Below are 16255 nucleotides of genomic sequence, written 5' to 3'. Positions count from 1 at the left end.
TTTTAATTTATTACTTCTTGAATCAAATTATCGAAGGCTTCTGTATCATTCCTGGATTCAAAAAATTTTGATCTTTCCATCGTTTTTTGTTTGTAGTAAGATAACTTATTTTCATCTGTTAAAAGATCTTTTAATCCTAAGTACAACGATTTTTCATCATTGTCAACTATGATTCCACACTTTCCTTCATCGAGAATTTCTGACATTCCTGAACAATTTGTGGTTATAACTGGTGTTCCTAAAATTACCGATTCTGTAACTACGGTACTGTATCCTTCTTTATATGAAGAGCATACAAAAAGATCTGATGATTTTATATAAGAATATGGGTTTGATTGATATCCCAGTAATACGACCGTATCTGAAAGTTTATTATCATTTATGAACTTTTTGAATTCATCTTCTAAGGGGCCTAAGCCTAAAATTAATAATTCAAAATTAAGTTTATCTTCATTTTTAAGCTTGGATATAATCCGTAAAAGCCTGTCATAGCCTTTTTGCGGATTTAGTCTTCCTACGGTACACAATCTAAGTTTATTTTTTTTTAATGCTGGATTTAGGTTTGCATTTCCCTTTGTTTTGATATCATTCAAATCAAGCATATTGTATATTACTTCAAGACTTTCTGAAGGAATATTACTACTTTTTTGAAAGTAGTTTTTGACAGATTCAGCTACACAAACGATTTTATTAAATTTATTGTAAACTTTAAGTGCTTCTTTGTAATTTCTGAATTCATAGGATATTGTATCTTTATAAAGTTCCAAATGAATCCAGCTGATTAATTTTGTTTTTTTATTTGTACATCCGGATACAATTCTTGAAGGAAATCCTTCCAAATAAGATATAACTACATCGTAATCATCTTTAATAAAGGTTCTGTATAAAAACTCAGGTGAAAAAAATAATGCTAGCCTCGAGTACCCTTTAAATGGCTTTTCAAAATACCATTTTTGTTTAATTTCCGGGCTTAAATCTTTTCTGTTAACTCCTTCTTTGAATATTGTAAATAATGTTATATCGTATTTTGAATTATCAAGATTGTTTACCAGATTAACTAAAACCTTTTCTGCTCCTCCTCCACGAAGATCTGTATTTACAATTAATAATTTAATCATGGTTGCTCTTACACTTTATTTTCAATATAACCAACCGTAGCTTCTTCATTTTGTATAATACGTGCTAAATTTCCAACAACTACAGAATTGTCTGGAACGTCTCGTGTAACATAGGCATTGGGAGCAATCAAAACATTATTTCCTATATTTATATTACCTACAATAACGGCATTTGTACCTATCCATACTTCGTTACCTAAAACAGGTACTCCTTCTTTATCTCCTCTGTTTGTTTGTCCAATAGTCACTCCAGGTGCTACATTGCAATTTTTACCAATTTTAACTTTAGGATTAATAATTACAGTTCCCCAATGTCCCAGATAAAAACCTTCTCCAATATCTGTCCCGGGATAAATTTGATATCCAAACCGAACTTGTAACTGATGTAGCACCATTCTGTAAAAAATACCTTTTAATGATTTTTTACTGTGTCTGGAAGCTTTCCTAAAAAAATATATATATCTGAAGTTAGGATCAACCATGCTTTTAAAAATGATTTTACCCGGCCATCTACCATGTATCCTATAATAATCTTTTTCAATCAGTGTTTTAGTCATAAGTAATTACAGATTATCAAAAATATTTGTTAACGAATTTACAGCATTTTTTAATGAAAAAGGCAATTTTTTGTCATTCATTTCCTTGCTATAAGCCAAAGGTACTTCAGGACTTTCAAGAAATTTTTTAATTCCATTATATATTCCTTCTTCCGAATTTTCAACAACCATACCTAATTTTCCATTTTCAAGAATTTCAGCAGCTCCAGATACATCGGTTGCTATCAAAGGTTTTCCAAGAGTAAGTGCTTCAAATAAAACGGTAGGATATCCTTCGTAACGTGAGGATAGTATGTAATAATCGGCGTTTTTAATCAATGGATATGGATTTTCTTTAAATCCTATCAGTTTAACTGTGTTTTCAACATCTAAATTTTTTATTAGACTGGCAATTTTACCTAAATCATAGCCATCTCCTACTATTAAAATATTATGGTAAAATCCTTCATCTATTAATTTTTTATGAACATTAATTAATCTGTCGAATCCTTTTGCTGGATATACTGTGCCTACAGAAACAAATGTTTTTAGCTTGCAGTTTGAAAATAAATGTTCCGTGTCAATATTTTCTAAAGAAAGATTTATTATCTCATTCGAATCTATTGGATTAAATATTTTCACTATTTTATTTTTATCCGATTCATTTCTAGATATTTTATTAAATTCTTCCTTGATTTTATCTGAGATGACTAATATTTTATCTGCTTCAAAATAGTTCTGTAAATCGGACTCTAATACTTCATCATTGTTGAATATGTCACTATGTATCCATACTACTTTTTTAGAGCTATGTAATGGACTTTTAAGCATTTCATTTAGCAAACTATGATTAGCTATAAGTTCAATATCATACTTTTTATTTTTGAGAATAAATGTATAAAGCAATTTTGGAAATATTTTTAAAATTTTTTGATATACTTTCCTGTAGATCTTTACCGGGATTTCTAATGGTCTGTTGGTTGTTATCATTTCCCCTTTGTTCAGATAATATATAGTTATCCAATCAGGAATATCTTTTAAATATTTACCAAATTTCAGATTTAATAATAAATCTATTTCATACTTATCTGGAGGAATATTTTTCAAAAAAGTTGTTAAGACTTTTTCAGCACCACCGTGTCTTAAAGAACCAATTCTTATTAAAATTTTCTTTTTAGCCATTAGACAGGATTAATAATATAATCTTTTACTGCATTTTCATCCGGTATAATTTGGGGCGGATTACCAAAAACTCTTGAATTGTCTGGTACATCAATATTAATATAGCTATTTGGACCTATCCATACATTATTTCCAATTCTTATTTTACCAACTATCATACTATAAGGTCCTATCCATACATTGTCTCCTATTACGGGACAACCTTTACGTTTACCTCTGTTAGCCACACCAATAGTAACACCTTGAGATAAGGTGCAATTTTCACCTACTTCAGCTCCTGCATTTATAATAATAAGAGACGTATTCAGAACTTTTAATCCTGGCCCAACTTGACCTCCACTTTCTAGAAAAAAACCATATTTAGAAATTAATCGGTGATTAATTAACTTTAATATCATTCGTAAAATGATATTATTTTTCTCACAACTTTTTCTAAAATAAAACTGATACCTGAATGCTTTTATTTTAAAAAAATTTAAAAAAACGGAACTATTATCTTTTCCTGTATATCTGTATAAATCTGATTTTACTAAATTCATTATAATCTAAATAACGTTATTTATATAATCTTGAGTAGCATGAGTTCTCGAAAGTATCTTTGCAGGATTTCCTATTACTAAAGAATTATCAGGAACATCGAAATTTACATATGTAAGAGGAGCTATTAAAACATTATTCCCAATTTTTATATTTCCTTCCAAAACACAAAATGTACCAACCCACACATTATCTCCTATTGAAGGATGTCCTATCTCTTTTGTTTGTCCTATAATTGTGCAATGAGAAAAATTACAATTTTTTCCAATTTTAACTTTTGGACCAATAAATATTCTGTGTGCATGAATAACATAAAATCCTTCATCTATATTTGCAGACGGGTCAATATAATAATTAATCTGATCTGACAAATACTTGTAATATAATTTATAAAAAAAATTGGTAATGCGATAGGTTTTTTTATCCGTAATTTTTCTAAAGAAATATATATATCTAAAGTCTATATTAAAGATGGTTTTAATTAGCGGATATTTTATCCAAACTCCTGCATGTCTGAAATAATCTTTCTGTATAATTGACTTCATTTCTAATCTTTTATGTCCTTATTTTTAAACAAAAAAACGATTGGGTAAAATAACAATACAAAAAACTTTAGAGCTAAACCATTTAGCTTGAGTAATTCAGAAAGTGATCTTTTATCTTTTAAACCGAAAAGAATATAAGCAATGAAATTTCTGAAATAGACTAAAGGATATTGAATAAATTTATCTTTATAACAAGTTATAAAAGTTTTATAATTTTCACATAATCCAAAAGAATTTTCAGATGAATAAAAATTATTAGATAAAGACTTGCTATCATTCTCATCGGAAACATATATCAACGATGTAATATTAACATATCGGGTTTTATATCCTTGTTTATCAAATAAATATAAAAGTACAGTTTCAGGAATAAATCCTTTTTTTTCGTATGGTGATGTATCAAATTTTATTTCCTGATAAGCTTTTTTAATTGACAAACCCCATTTATCTCCATGGACTTTATACTTATATCTCATTTCAAATATAGAAGTATCAAGTGGAGAAACCGGAAATTTATCTCCAGCAATTTCCCCGTTTTCATAACTGCATAAGCCTATGACTCCATAGTATTTTTCATTTTCAGGTAATTTAATTATTTCTTTATAAAAAGTTTCAAATGCATGTGGCAATAATTTATCATCTGAATCTATAAAGGCAATATATTCTCCTTTTGCTAATTCTAAACCTTTAAAGAGAGATAAAAATTTGTGCTTATTTTCCTGTTTGTAATAGTTGATTGGAAAAATATTTTTTTGAATAAATTCATTTACAGTATCTTTTGTATTATCTGTTGAGCCGTCATCAATTATAATCCACTCAAAATTTTGTAAGGTCTGATTTTTAAGAGAATCAAAAACTCTATATAATGTATGTGCCCTATTATATGAAGGAGTTATTACAGATATATTTATCGATTGAGATGTCATGGAAATATATAATTATATTTAATTGCTTACTTTTTGAGAATTTAATAACTTTTTATATGAATTATAAATTATGTTTTGATCGTATTCTTTATAATGTTTTTGATTAACTAATTGGAGTTTATTTCTAAACTCTTTATCTGTTATCATTTTTTTCATAGCATTGTAAAGCTGATTTTCATCATAATCGATAATAATAGCATTGCTTTCGTCTACAATTTCTGTTACTCCTCCAACATTAGTAACAATCATAGGTTTTCCTAATAACAAAGCCTCTTTAACTGCTAAAGGATACCCTTCACTTTTAGAGTTTAACAAATATATATCAGAAGCTTTTAAATATGGAAAGGGATTTTGCTTATGACCTAAGAGATGAAATGTTTCTCTTATTTTATATTTTTCTATTGTACTTCTTACAATACTTTCATCTTCTCCTTTTCCTATAATAATTACATGGTGTCTAAATCCATCCTTAATGAGTCTTTGATGCACTTTTAAAACATTGTCATATCCTTTAATGCCACTTAATCTACCAACACATATAAATGTTATTTCATCATAATTAAAATCAATTTTTTTTAAAGATTTACTCAAAATATTTTCTTTGTCTATAGGATTATAAATTACAATTGCATTACTTGAAATTTTTGGATTCCATAAAATACCATTTTCTAAGGCTTTATTGGAAACATAAACAACTTTATCTAAATTTAATGAAGAAGATAGTATTTCCTTTTTCATATTCAAATCACTACGACTCGCATATATATCACCATGAACCCATCCTATAGTAAAAGAATCAGCTCTTTTAATTTTATCAAGTATTGGGATCAAATCTCCTAAAAATGCTATTTCAACATCGTTGAACTCAGAAATAAAAAACTTTCTTATAAAGTAAGGATTTTTTAGTAATATTTTTAGTTTTACTTTCCTGTATATTTTTTGTAATATGTTTATAAATTTGAGATTGGATAAAAATTCATTACCCAAAGCTAAATATTTAATTTGTACATTCTTTGGAATCTGGGAAAAAAAGTCTCCTTCTTTTCTAATTAACAATAATGTAAATTGAAAATTTGTTTTTTCAAAATTATTAAATATGTTCAACAAAACATTTTCTACACCTCCTCCCCTCATGGTATGCAGAAAAAATAAAATTTTCTTTTTTTCCATTACATTTTAATCATTAATATGGGAATTATTTCATTAATTTTATTTGATTCTTTTATTATTGTTGAAATAGATATCCAAATTTGCTTAGTTTTATTTGAATACCGAAGAAACGTATTTCTTTTAATAAAATAAATGATTGATCTTAGCAGTGAATATTCTTCTTCATATTTGAAAGCTGTTAATTGAGTTTCTCTATTTTCAAATTTTGATCGACAACCTAAAATATCAATTTCTTGATGATATTTCATATAATTGATACAATCATCAATTGCATGATCTTTAATAATGGTATCAGAATTTAACAGTAAATAATAATCACCTGCTGATTGTTTTATACCAATGTTATTAGCCCTTCCAAATCCAACATTTTGGTCTAACTCAATGAGCTTAATATCTTTAAATATATCTAAAAATTCTTTAGGATCTTTCTCTTTTAATGCATTATCAATCAAAATTATTTCGTAATTGGTACTCGTTGATTTTTTTATAGAATTAATACTTTCGACCGTGAGCTGAAATGTGTTATAATTAATAATTATAATCGAAAACATAGAATATAGATAAATAAAGTTTGCTTACAAAAGTAATAAATTACATTTAGTAATAGGATTTAATTCATTCAATATTAATAAATTTATAATGAATAAGTATTATTTATATATTTGCTATTATGAATTATTGTAAGAAATATTTTTTCTTTTTTATTCTTACTTACTTTACTAGTAACATTGCCATTGCTCAATCCTTAGTAACCAACAAGAAACAGCCTAAAGTAGGACTTGTTCTTAGCGGAGGTGGTGCAAAAGGATTTGCTCATGTTGAAGTTATTGAAGCTATTGAAAAAGCAGGGATAAAAATCGATTACATCAGTGGCACCAGTATGGGAGCTATTGTAGGTGCTTTATACGCTTCTGGTTATTCACCGGATGAGATTAAAAAGGCAATTGGAAATGTTGATTTTATGGAACTATTTTTACAAGAAAAAGACCGTAATTTCATTCCTTTTTTTGATAAATCATACAGAGAAAAATACATACTTACTCTTCCTATAAATAACTTTAAACTTTCTTTACCATCAGCTATTAGCAAAGGCCAGGGTCCACTTTTACTTTTGACTGATTTATTAAGTCACGTACATCAGATAAATGATTACTCTAAACTCCCTATTCCTTTTCTTTGTATTGCAACCAATTTGGAAACCGGAGATGAAGAACAGATTGAATCCGGATTTTTACCGTTGAGCGTATTAGCAAGTGGTGCATACCCTTCACTTATAGAACCGGTTAAAATAGATAATAAAGTTTTAATTGATGGAGGAATTGTTAATAACTTTCCTGCAAGAGCACTTAAGAATAAAGGAATGGATATTGTAATAGGTGTAGATCTAGGTGCTGGATTACAAAAATCTGAAGATATAAATTCTATATTAAGCATTATAAATCAGATAATTAGCTATAGAATTAATATTAAAACAGATTTTGAAAGGAGCTATGTTGATTTAATCATTAAACCTGATTTAAAAAATTATACAGTAACCGATTTTGATAAAAAGGATTCTATTTTATATAAAGGAAAACTTGCTGCTGAAAAAGTTTATCCTCAATTGGTGGACATAGCTAAAGCTCAGGGTTATGATACTTTAAACAGACCAAGAGTCAAGGAATTGCCTTATAACAGGCATCTTTTTATAACTCAATTTAACGTGCAAGGTACTAAATCTATGGATTCTGTATTTGTGAAACGTAAAATGGGTATTCAAATTCCTCAAAATACCACTGTGATAAAATTAGACAAAGGAGTATCAAGCTTGTATTCCACAGGTAACTTCAATCGTGTTTATTACCAGATTAAAAACGATTCTGCAAATGAAAGTCAAAAATTAACTCTTCATTTAGATGAAAAAAAGAATAATTCAGTACGTTTCGGTTTACATTATGATGATGTTTATAAAGCATCTTTATTAACTAATATAACATTAAATAAATTACTTTTAAATAACTCTACGATATCTTTAGATGTTATTTTCAGTAATAATTTCCGAACAAATCTTAATTATTTTATAGATAACGGAATATATCCAAGCATTGGTTCAAATACTTCTTTCAATGTATTTAATTTTAATTTTTCAGAAGTTAAAGAAAATTTATATAAATTAAAAAGACTACGAAATTTTAATCAACAAATCTATTTTCAATCTACCTTAGTTGAAAAATATGCTATTGGCGCAGGAATGGAATATAATTATACAACTTTTTCACCTTACGGTGATTTGGAAAAAAAAGATGGTAGTTATTTTTTAAGTCCTTATTTTTTTCTTAAAGCAGATACCAGAGATAATGCAAATTTCCCTTTCAGAGGATTTAAACTTGACGCTTCGGCAAAACATGTAATTTTATCAAATTCTGAAAATGATAAATTTACGATGATTAAAGGAGATATTAGTTATTCTATACCCATTGGAAAGCGATTTGCCATCGAAAATCAAGGTTTTTACGGAGTTTCTTTTGAAACACCTGCCTTGCAATACAAATATTTTTTAGGTGGCTATTTCGAGCAGGAATTAACTAATTTTAAGAAATTTTTAGGCCTGCCTTTTGCATATACTAACGGTAATCAAATTATTTCTTTTTATTCTTCTTTAAATTATAGAATTTTAAAAAATCATTATGTAAAAACATATGTAAACTTTGCTAATGTTGAGAATAATTTTAAAGATTTAAAATATTTTGATTATAAATATTCGAGTTATGGATTAGGATATGGCTACGACAGCCCTTTTGGTCCCATAAATTTAATGTATACCTATTCTGTAAATCAAAAAAAAGGAGTATTTAGTGTAGGATTAGGATATTGGTTTTAAAAGTATTTTATGAATGATATTGAAAAATTAATAGGAGATTTAATTGATCATGAAACTTTGGCTTTCATTGGTTCAATCGATGATGAAGGTTATCCGAACATAAAAGCGATGTTAGCACCTAGAAAAAGAGAAAAATTAAAAATATTTTATTTTACAACCACTTCTTCTTCTATAAAAATGGATCACTACAAAGAAAATCCTAAATCATCTATATATTTTTGTAATCATAACTCTTTTACAGGAATTATGTTTAAAGGAAAAATGGAGATTTTAACTGATTATGAAACAAAAAAAATGATTTGGAGAGAAGGAGATCAGGAATATTTTCTAGGAGGAATAGATGATCCCGATTTTTCAGTTTTAAAATTTACAGCTGAATCGGGAAGATATTACAGCAATTTTAAATCAGAAAGCTTTGAAATAGATTAAAAAATGATACATTATTTTTCGAACAACAACTTCAAATTAAAAGAAAAATTAAAGAGAAAAAAATGGCTAAAACAAGCTATTATAAACGAAAATAAAAAAGTAGGAGATATTAATTATATTTTCTGTTCAGATGAACAACTTTTAGACATTAATATTAAATATTTACAACATAATTATTATACAGATATAATTACTTTTGACTACAGAGAAAACGACTTAATATCTGGGGATATTTATATATCTACAGATAGAATTCAAGAAAATGCTGAAAATCTTAATGAATCATTTGAAGATGAATTAAACAGAGTATTAATTCATGGAGTATTACACATCATAGGTTATAAAGATAAGAGTACAGATGATTCATTGCTCATGAGAACAAAAGAAAATTACTATATTAATATATTTAAAAATACATAATAATAACTTTTTAACACATATGTTTCACGTGAAACATTTAAAATAATGATACTAGAGAAATACGATGTAATAGTAGTTGGGGCAGGACATGCAGGTTCCGAAGCTGCTGCAGCTGCTGCTAATTTAGGCTCAAAAACTTTACTTATAACCATGAATTTGCAAAACATTGGTCAAATGTCTTGCAATCCAGCCATGGGAGGAATTGCTAAAGGTCAAATTGTAAGAGAAATTGATGCCTTGGGAGGATTATCAGGTATTGTAACTGATAAAACCATGATACAATTTAAAATGCTAAATTTATCTAAAGGACCAGCTATGTGGAGTCCAAGAGCACAATCAGACAGAATGAAATTTGCTGAAGAGTGGAGATTTCAATTAGAAAATATTCCAAATTTGGATTTCTTTCAGGATATGGTTATTGGTTTAATTACAGACAATAATAAAATAATGGGAGTTAAAACTTCAATGGGAGTAACTATTTATTCCAAATCAGTAGTTTTAACCAACGGAACGTTTCTAAATGGACTTATTCATATAGGTGATAAACAATTTGGAGGTGGTAGAATGGCAGAAAAAGCAGCTTATGGAATTACTGAAAATTTAATCAATCTTGGTTTTGAATCCGGAAGAATGAAAACAGGTACTCCTCCACGGGTAGATGGAAGAAGTATTGATTTTAGTAAAATGGAAGAACAAAAAGGTGATGAAAATCCACGTAAATTTTCTTATACAAAAACTCCAAAATTAGAAAGTCAAAGAAGCTGTTATATAACATACACCAATTTAAAAGTACACGAAACATTACGCGAAGGTTTTGAAAGATCTCCACTGTTTAATGGAACAATAAAAAGTACAGGTCCTAGATATTGTCCGTCAATTGAAGATAAAATTAACAGATTTGCAGAAAGAGAAAGACATCAGATATTTGCAGAACCAGAAGGGTGGAAAACTATTGAATATTATATTAATGGATTTAGCACTTCATTACCTGATGATGTTCAAATTAAAGCTTTACAACTAATTCCGGGTTTTGAAAAAGCTAAATTATTCAGACCTGGCTATGCAATTGAATATGATTACTTCCCTCCTACCCAACTTAAAAATACCTTAGAAACAAAGATTATTGAAAATCTATTTTTTGCAGGACAAATTAATGGTACTACAGGTTATGAAGAAGCTGCTGCTCAAGGATTAATTGCAGGTATAAATGCTGCACGTAAAGTTCAGGATAGAGAAGCATTTACTTTGAAACGTAATGAAGCTTATATAGGCGTTTTAATAGACGATCTAATAACAAAAGGTACAGAAGAACCTTATCGAATGTTTACGTCACGTGCTGAATACAGAATGAGCCTACGTCAAGATAATGCAGATGAACGTTTAACACCATTAGGTTTTAAAATAGGATTAGCTTCTAAAGAAAGAATGAAAGAATTAGAGCTTAAAAAAGTAAGCACAGAAGAATGTATCACTTTTATCAAAAATCTTTCTATCAAACAAGAAGAAACCAATCCTATATTAGAAGAAAAAAAATCTACACCTATTAGTCAAACGGTAAAAGCAGAAAGTATTCTTTTAAGACCTAATATTATTTTAAATGATTTAAAAAATATTCAATCAATTAATGAATTTTTAAATTCAAAAAATTATGCTGATGAAATTTTAGAACAGGTAGAAATTAAAATTAAATATAAAGGATATATAGATAAAGAACTTGAAAATGTAGAAAAACTTAACAGACTCGAAAATATAAAAATTCCTGAAAATTTTGATTATTCAAAACTCAATAGTATTTCTACTGAGGCTAAACAAAAATTTATCAAATTTAAGCCGGAAACTATTGGTCAGGCAAGTAGAATTAGCGGGGTATCACCTTCTGATATAAATGTATTGTTAATATACATGGGTAGATAAAAAATATTTTTCATTACATTAAATGTTCCACGTGGAACATTTAATGTAAAATAATAGAAATAAATATATGAAAGTAAAAGATCATTTTCTAACAAAAGAAATTTTCGAAATAAATAAATCAGATAAATATAAAGGAGTATTACAAACAAAAAATATTCCTGACAATTTAGATAAATACTACGATAGTGACGATTATTTATCTCACTCGAAAAAAAATAATTTAAAATCTAAGATTTATCAATTTATACAAAAATTAAATGAAAATTATAAATTAAAAATTATATCAAAATATAAATCAGAAGGTAAAATATTAGATTACGGTTGTGGAGATGGTTCATTTTTAAATTTTATAAAAAAGAATAACTTTAGAGTTGAAGGATATGAACCTAATATAAAAGCTAAATTAAATGCTGAAGTAAAAATTGGTAAACAACATATTTTCGATAATATTGATTCAATCAATTCAAACTCTTACGACATTATAACTTTATGGCATGTTCTTGAACATATACCAAATCCTGAAGAAATTATTCTAAAACTAAAAAGTAAACTAAATAAAGAAGGTATTTTAATAATAGCTGTACCTAATTTTGAATCTTATGATGCAAAATTTTATAAAGAAAATTGGGCAGCCTGGGATGTTCCCAGACATTTATTTCATTATGGAAAAAAAGGTGCTATTAATTTCTTTACTCAAAACGGTTTAAATGTTCTTCATACATACCCCCTACCCTTTGATAGTTTTTATATTTCACTAATTAGTGAAAATTATGCTCATAATCCATTAGGAATATTAAGATTCCCTTTTATAGGAACAATATCAAATTTAAAAGGTATGAAAGATGGAAATTATTCTTCAGTCATTTATATATTAAATAACTGATTTAAAATTAATACCACAATAAACCTAAATTTTTGAAAGGTAAAAGTACTAAAAGTATAAAAATTAAAAAGTACAAATCATTTTTAGAAACATTATCTTCATGCAAATTATTCTTATTGGATATCATAATACAAATTAATAGAATATAAAAAGAAAAACACATATTTGAAAACCATCTTAAAGCATCACAACCTAAAAAAAACATAAAAAATGTTAAAATTAAAGGTAAAAAAATGATTTTATATTTTCTAAAACTAGCACTAACTATTTTTAAAAAAATCTTACCAATGTAAACAATTGAAAATAAATTTGCTAATCCTAAAAACCAAAATTTAATATGAGTAAAATTTGATATTAAAGATGAGATAATCTGATCATATAATTTATCAGTTAAAACTGTACTATCTAAAAAAAGAACTGTTTCAGTTTTAGAATTTATATAAGACTGAAAAACATCAAATGTCACATTTAATTTTCCAAAATAACTAATACCAAATAGAGTTAAAAAAGTTAATAAAATAAAAAAACAAGAATAAACAATAATAAACTTATTAATAATTATATTATTTCTTATTAACCAACAGATATAGTATGAAGGAATCCAAAGTAAAAAAAATCCTTCATGAATAAAAAGTACCAATGGAGATAATAATAAAAAAATATTTAGTATACTTTTTCTTACTGGTAATAAAAAAAATAAACAAAAAAAAGCACCAAAAATATCTAATCTACCTAAATCAAACCAAAAGTTTTTAAGCAAGGCTGGGCTTATTACTAATAAGGCTACTAAAAAATAACCAAAAAAAGCGTTTTTAAAATTTATATTATCAATAAGTTTTACAATATAAAATCCAAAAATAAATAAAATCACAATTGATAAATTAATAAAAATAGATTCACTCAAATTTGGAAATATAAAATTAAGAATTGAACCTATTAAAGCTCTTTTAATAAAGCCAAAGTGATAATCGTATAAGAAATATTGATAATTAAAATCTAAACTTGAATGATTTTCAGAAAGAACGAAAACATAATAAAGAAAAGCTAAAAAGAAAAGCAAAAGATATTCAGGATTATTAAATTTAATAATTTTTTTCATGTAGTAAATTTTTAATACAAAAATAAAAAAAAAAGGGATAATTATTAAACTATCCTTTTTTTTATAATAAATTAGTGATTATTAATCATTTAAAACAGCAGCAACACCAGGAAGTTCTTTTCCCTCAAGAGACTCAAGCATAGCACCTCCACCGGTTGAAACATAACTTACTTTATCAGTATAATTATTTTGCTTTACAAAAGCAACACTATCACCACCACCCACTAAAGAAAAAGCTCCATTTTTAGTAGCTTCACCAATAGCATCACCAATAGCTTTAGTACCTTTCGCAAAATTAGGCATTTCAAACACACCTAAAGGACCATTCCATAAAATGGTTTTCGAAGCCTTAATTACTTCAGAAAAAGTTTTAACCGTTTTAGGTCCAACATCCAGACCTTCCCATCCATCCGGGATGGATTTTGTATCAACTATCTGAATATCAGCATCATTAGAGAAATCATTGGCAACTACTGAATCTTCAGGAATATAAACTTTAACATTTTGTTCCTGAGCTTTTTTAAGAATATCCAAAGCAAGATCTAATTTATCATCTTCGCAAATAGAGTTTCCAATACTTCCTCCTTGAGCTTTTATAAAAGTGTAAGTCATTCCTCCCCCGATAATCAAATTATCTACAACAGGAAGAATATTTTCAATAATAGTAATCTTTGAAGAAACCTTAGAACCACCCAAAATAGCAGTAACCGGTTTTTCGCCAGTTTTTAGGACTTTTTGGATAGCTTCCAGCTCTTTTGCCATAAGAAGTCCAAAACACTTATTTGAAGGGAAATATTGAGCTATTACAGCCGTAGAAGCATGAGCTCTGTGAGCAGTTCCAAAAGCATCGTTCACATAGATATCACCTAATTTAGATAAATCTTTAGCAAATTCCGCATCTCCTTTTTCCTCTTCATTATGAAAACGAAGATTTTCAAGTAATAAAACTTCTCTTGGTTTTAATTCAGAAGCAGCCTGTTCTGCCTTAGGGCCGACACATTTATCAACAAATTTTACGGGAACACCTAAAACTTTTGAAACTTCATCAACGATATGTTTTAAAGAATATTTATCACTAACTTCCCCTTTAGGTCTTCCCAGGTGAGTCATTAATATAGCAGAACCACCGTCCTTTAATATTTTATCAATTGTAGGCTTAGCAGACACTATCCTTGTATTATCAGTAACCTTAAGATTTTCATCCTGAGGAACATTAAAATCCACGCGAATCAATGCCTTCTTTCCATTAAAATTAAAATCATTTACTGTTTTCATAATCTTTTACGTATGTATTATTTCTTACAAAGATAACTTCATAAAAAGTAAAACAGAAATTTTGCAGACTGAAATTTATCCACACTTAACAATTATATAGTATTTATTTTTTTTAAAAGAAAGAAAAGAATAATAATGATAGTAATAGCCCTGTTAGTATGTTGATAACTGTTAAATTTTGATTTATCAGATTTTATTGTAATACTTATTAACAATAATCGATCATTATATAGAACTGATAATTAAAGAAATATACAGTTATTAACTATAAAATAAAAATATTAATAACTTCAATGTTTAAAAAGAAATTGTTAATAGAATGTAAGAACACTGAAAAAAATTCGACAGTAAAAAACTTCAATTTTATTTGGATTTTAAATGATAATTTTCAATAGATATTTATAATTGATTCAACAAATTATTTTTTTGATAATTCTTAACAATATTGAAATTATATTGTTAATATTTTATTAAATACTACAATTGTAGTAAGTTAAATTAAATAAAAAATTTAAGATAAAATAGAACTACTTGATTTTATATAAATTAGCTTTTTCATATATTTTAAGTTGAGAAAAGGTTATTAACAAAGTAATTATCAATCTCATTATCAAGTATTTCTACCTTTTTCATTAGGGTATAAGCTTGATAATGAATCACTTTGCCAAAACTCTTTAGAAACAATATCAAGAATCGATAATTTGCCTAAAAAACCTGCACCCGTATCCATATTACAAACATTTGCCTTAACAGTAGGAATTGACGAATTAATATGTAGCGTAAGCGTATGGCCGATATATATTTCATGGTAAAGCGTTAATCTCTTAGGATAAAGTACAGAATTGGTTTTTAATGTAGGATCTAAACATACTGCAGTTTCCCATAAAGTTCGATCCCAATAAAAATTTTCAGGATTATCTTCATGATCAACTCCTCGCATATGAGTAAAACCAGCATGGATAAAAAGGCGGTTACTTTCATCTCTATGAAAAAGATTTAAGCTTTCTAAAAATTTGATATGCAGGAGTATAGTTTGTTGATCTATACCCTGATAATTCTTCACACTAATAGAACCTCCATGGAGAAGCCATTTAGGATTTGAAATTTTATTTTTTAAGTAATCTAATAGATAAGCATCATGGTTACCTTTAATAAAAATGCAAGGAGAAAATTTTTGAAGTTCAATTAAATAATCAATAAGAAAAGGTGTATCACTCCAACCATCAACATAATCACCCAAGAAAATAAGCGTATCTCCTGAAGAATATCCTGAACGTTCCAATACCTGTTTTAATGCCTTTAAACCTCCGTGAATATCACCGATAACTAAAGTTCTTCCCATAGTATGAATTGCTGTTATT

At 27.3% G+C, this 16255-nt stretch carries 15 protein-coding genes; 5 read left to right on the top strand and 10 right to left on the bottom strand.

Going from position 1 to position 16255, the window contains the following annotated elements; translation table 11 throughout:
• Window positions 1-2 precede the first annotated feature (2 nt).
• The 8 genes from EQ921_RS00860 to EQ921_RS00825 are packed head-to-tail and all read right to left on the bottom strand — an operon-like array spanning window position 3 to window position 6565.
• A complete protein-coding gene (locus EQ921_RS00860) occupies window positions 3-1118 on the bottom strand; it encodes a glycosyltransferase (protein WP_128330213.1) in 1116 nt (371 codons plus the stop codon).
• A gap of 8 nt (window positions 1119-1126) precedes the next feature.
• Window positions 1127-1675 carry a serine O-acetyltransferase gene (locus EQ921_RS00855; RefSeq protein ID WP_128150243.1) on the bottom strand — a complete coding sequence of 183 codons (549 nt, stop codon included), beginning with the start codon at window positions 1673-1675 and terminating at the stop codon, window positions 1127-1129.
• 6 nt (window positions 1676-1681) lie between these two features.
• Window positions 1682-2836, bottom strand: coding sequence for a glycosyltransferase (locus EQ921_RS00850; RefSeq protein WP_128330212.1), 1155 nt, complete (start codon window positions 2834-2836; stop codon window positions 1682-1684).
• Complete coding sequence (locus EQ921_RS00845) at window positions 2836-3375, bottom strand: serine acetyltransferase (protein ID WP_128330211.1); 540 nt, start codon at window positions 3373-3375, stop codon at window positions 2836-2838. Before EQ921_RS00845 ends, EQ921_RS00850 begins: the two co-directional genes overlap by 1 nt.
• A gap of 6 nt (window positions 3376-3381) precedes the next feature.
• Window positions 3382-3918 (bottom strand): serine O-acetyltransferase, encoded by a 537-nt coding sequence (locus EQ921_RS00840; RefSeq protein ID WP_128330210.1) that lies wholly within the window; start codon window positions 3916-3918, stop codon window positions 3382-3384.
• Between the two features lie 2 nt (window positions 3919-3920).
• Window positions 3921-4844, bottom strand: coding sequence for a glycosyltransferase family 2 protein (locus EQ921_RS00835; RefSeq protein WP_128330209.1), 924 nt, complete (start codon window positions 4842-4844; stop codon window positions 3921-3923).
• 18 nt (window positions 4845-4862) lie between these two features.
• Window positions 4863-6014: a glycosyltransferase gene (locus EQ921_RS00830; protein WP_128330208.1), complete on the bottom strand. Its 1152-nt coding sequence runs from the start codon at window positions 6012-6014 to the stop codon at window positions 4863-4865.
• A complete protein-coding gene (locus EQ921_RS00825) occupies window positions 6014-6565 on the bottom strand; it encodes a glycosyltransferase (protein ID WP_128330207.1) in 552 nt (183 codons plus the stop codon). The genes EQ921_RS00830 and EQ921_RS00825 overlap by 1 nt, the downstream gene beginning before the upstream one ends.
• A gap of 119 nt (window positions 6566-6684) precedes the next feature.
• Here EQ921_RS00825 and EQ921_RS00820 point away from each other — a divergent pair, with 119 nt between their 5' ends.
• From EQ921_RS00820 to EQ921_RS00800, 5 genes are all read left to right on the top strand, one after another.
• Complete coding sequence (locus tag EQ921_RS00820) at window positions 6685-8874, top strand: patatin-like phospholipase family protein (protein WP_128330206.1); 2190 nt, start codon at window positions 6685-6687, stop codon at window positions 8872-8874.
• A 9-nt stretch (window positions 8875-8883) separates the two neighbouring features.
• A complete protein-coding gene (locus EQ921_RS00815; protein WP_128330205.1) occupies window positions 8884-9303 on the top strand; it encodes a pyridoxamine 5'-phosphate oxidase family protein in 420 nt (139 codons plus the stop codon).
• 3 nt (window positions 9304-9306) lie between these two features.
• Window positions 9307-9723, top strand: a complete 417-nt coding sequence (gene ybeY, locus EQ921_RS00810; protein WP_128150225.1) for an rRNA maturation RNase YbeY — start codon at window positions 9307-9309, stop codon at window positions 9721-9723.
• Between the two features lie 45 nt (window positions 9724-9768).
• A complete protein-coding gene (gene mnmG / locus EQ921_RS00805) occupies window positions 9769-11637 on the top strand; it encodes a tRNA uridine-5-carboxymethylaminomethyl(34) synthesis enzyme MnmG (RefSeq protein WP_128330204.1) in 1869 nt (622 codons plus the stop codon).
• Between the two features lie 67 nt (window positions 11638-11704).
• The gene (locus EQ921_RS00800) at window positions 11705-12520 is read left to right on the top strand and encodes a class I SAM-dependent methyltransferase (protein ID WP_128330203.1); all 816 of its coding nucleotides are present in this window, start codon (window positions 11705-11707) and stop codon (window positions 12518-12520) included.
• Window positions 12521-13700: 1180 nt separating this feature from the next.
• Here the strand turns inward: EQ921_RS00800 and pgk are convergent.
• Together pgk and EQ921_RS00790 are read right to left on the bottom strand one after the other, a co-directional pair.
• Window positions 13701-14894: a phosphoglycerate kinase gene (gene pgk / locus EQ921_RS00795; RefSeq protein ID WP_128330202.1), complete on the bottom strand. Its 1194-nt coding sequence runs from the start codon at window positions 14892-14894 to the stop codon at window positions 13701-13703.
• Window positions 14895-15504: 610 nt separating this feature from the next.
• Window positions 15505-16236, bottom strand: a complete 732-nt coding sequence (locus EQ921_RS00790) for a metallophosphoesterase (RefSeq protein WP_128330201.1) — start codon at window positions 16234-16236, stop codon at window positions 15505-15507.
• Window positions 16237-16255: the final 19 nt, after the last annotated feature.

The sequence above is a fragment of the Apibacter sp. HY039 genome (assembly GCF_004023655.1).
GTDB classification, from domain to species: Bacteria; Bacteroidota; Bacteroidia; order Flavobacteriales; family Weeksellaceae; genus Apibacter; species Apibacter raozihei.
The sequence above is the reverse complement of the archived record's forward strand: the minus strand, read 5'-3'. Positions and strand labels throughout refer to the sequence as shown.

Excerpts from the sequence above, each read along its gene's own strand:
- EQ921_RS00860 (WP_128330213.1), bottom strand. The coding sequence starts at position 1,118 with ATGATTAAATTATTAATTGTAAATACAGATCTTCGTGGAGGAGGAGCA.
- EQ921_RS00855 (WP_128150243.1), bottom strand. The coding sequence starts at position 1,675 with ATGACTAAAACACTGATTGAAAAAGATTATTATAGGATACATGGTAGA.
- EQ921_RS00850 (WP_128330212.1), bottom strand. The coding sequence starts at position 2,836 with ATGGCTAAAAAGAAAATTTTAATAAGAATTGGTTCTTTAAGACACGGT.
- EQ921_RS00845 (WP_128330211.1), bottom strand. The coding sequence starts at position 3,375 with ATGAATTTAGTAAAATCAGATTTATACAGATATACAGGAAAAGATAAT.
- EQ921_RS00840 (WP_128330210.1), bottom strand. The coding sequence starts at position 3,918 with ATGAAGTCAATTATACAGAAAGATTATTTCAGACATGCAGGAGTTTGG.
- EQ921_RS00835 (WP_128330209.1), bottom strand. The coding sequence starts at position 4,844 with ATGACATCTCAATCGATAAATATATCTGTAATAACTCCTTCATATAAT.
- EQ921_RS00830 (WP_128330208.1), bottom strand. The coding sequence starts at position 6,014 with ATGGAAAAAAAGAAAATTTTATTTTTTCTGCATACCATGAGGGGAGGA.
- EQ921_RS00825 (WP_128330207.1), bottom strand. The coding sequence starts at position 6,565 with ATGTTTTCGATTATAATTATTAATTATAACACATTTCAGCTCACGGTC.
- EQ921_RS00820 (WP_128330206.1), top strand. The coding sequence starts at position 6,685 with ATGAATTATTGTAAGAAATATTTTTTCTTTTTTATTCTTACTTACTTT.
- EQ921_RS00815 (WP_128330205.1), top strand. The coding sequence starts at position 8,884 with ATGAATGATATTGAAAAATTAATAGGAGATTTAATTGATCATGAAACT.
- ybeY (WP_128150225.1), top strand. The coding sequence starts at position 9,307 with ATGATACATTATTTTTCGAACAACAACTTCAAATTAAAAGAAAAATTA.
- mnmG (WP_128330204.1), top strand. The coding sequence starts at position 9,769 with ATGATACTAGAGAAATACGATGTAATAGTAGTTGGGGCAGGACATGCA.
- EQ921_RS00800 (WP_128330203.1), top strand. The coding sequence starts at position 11,705 with ATGAAAGTAAAAGATCATTTTCTAACAAAAGAAATTTTCGAAATAAAT.
- pgk (WP_128330202.1), bottom strand. The coding sequence starts at position 14,894 with ATGAAAACAGTAAATGATTTTAATTTTAATGGAAAGAAGGCATTGATT.
- EQ921_RS00790 (WP_128330201.1), bottom strand. The coding sequence starts at position 16,236 with ATGGGAAGAACTTTAGTTATCGGTGATATTCACGGAGGTTTAAAGGCA.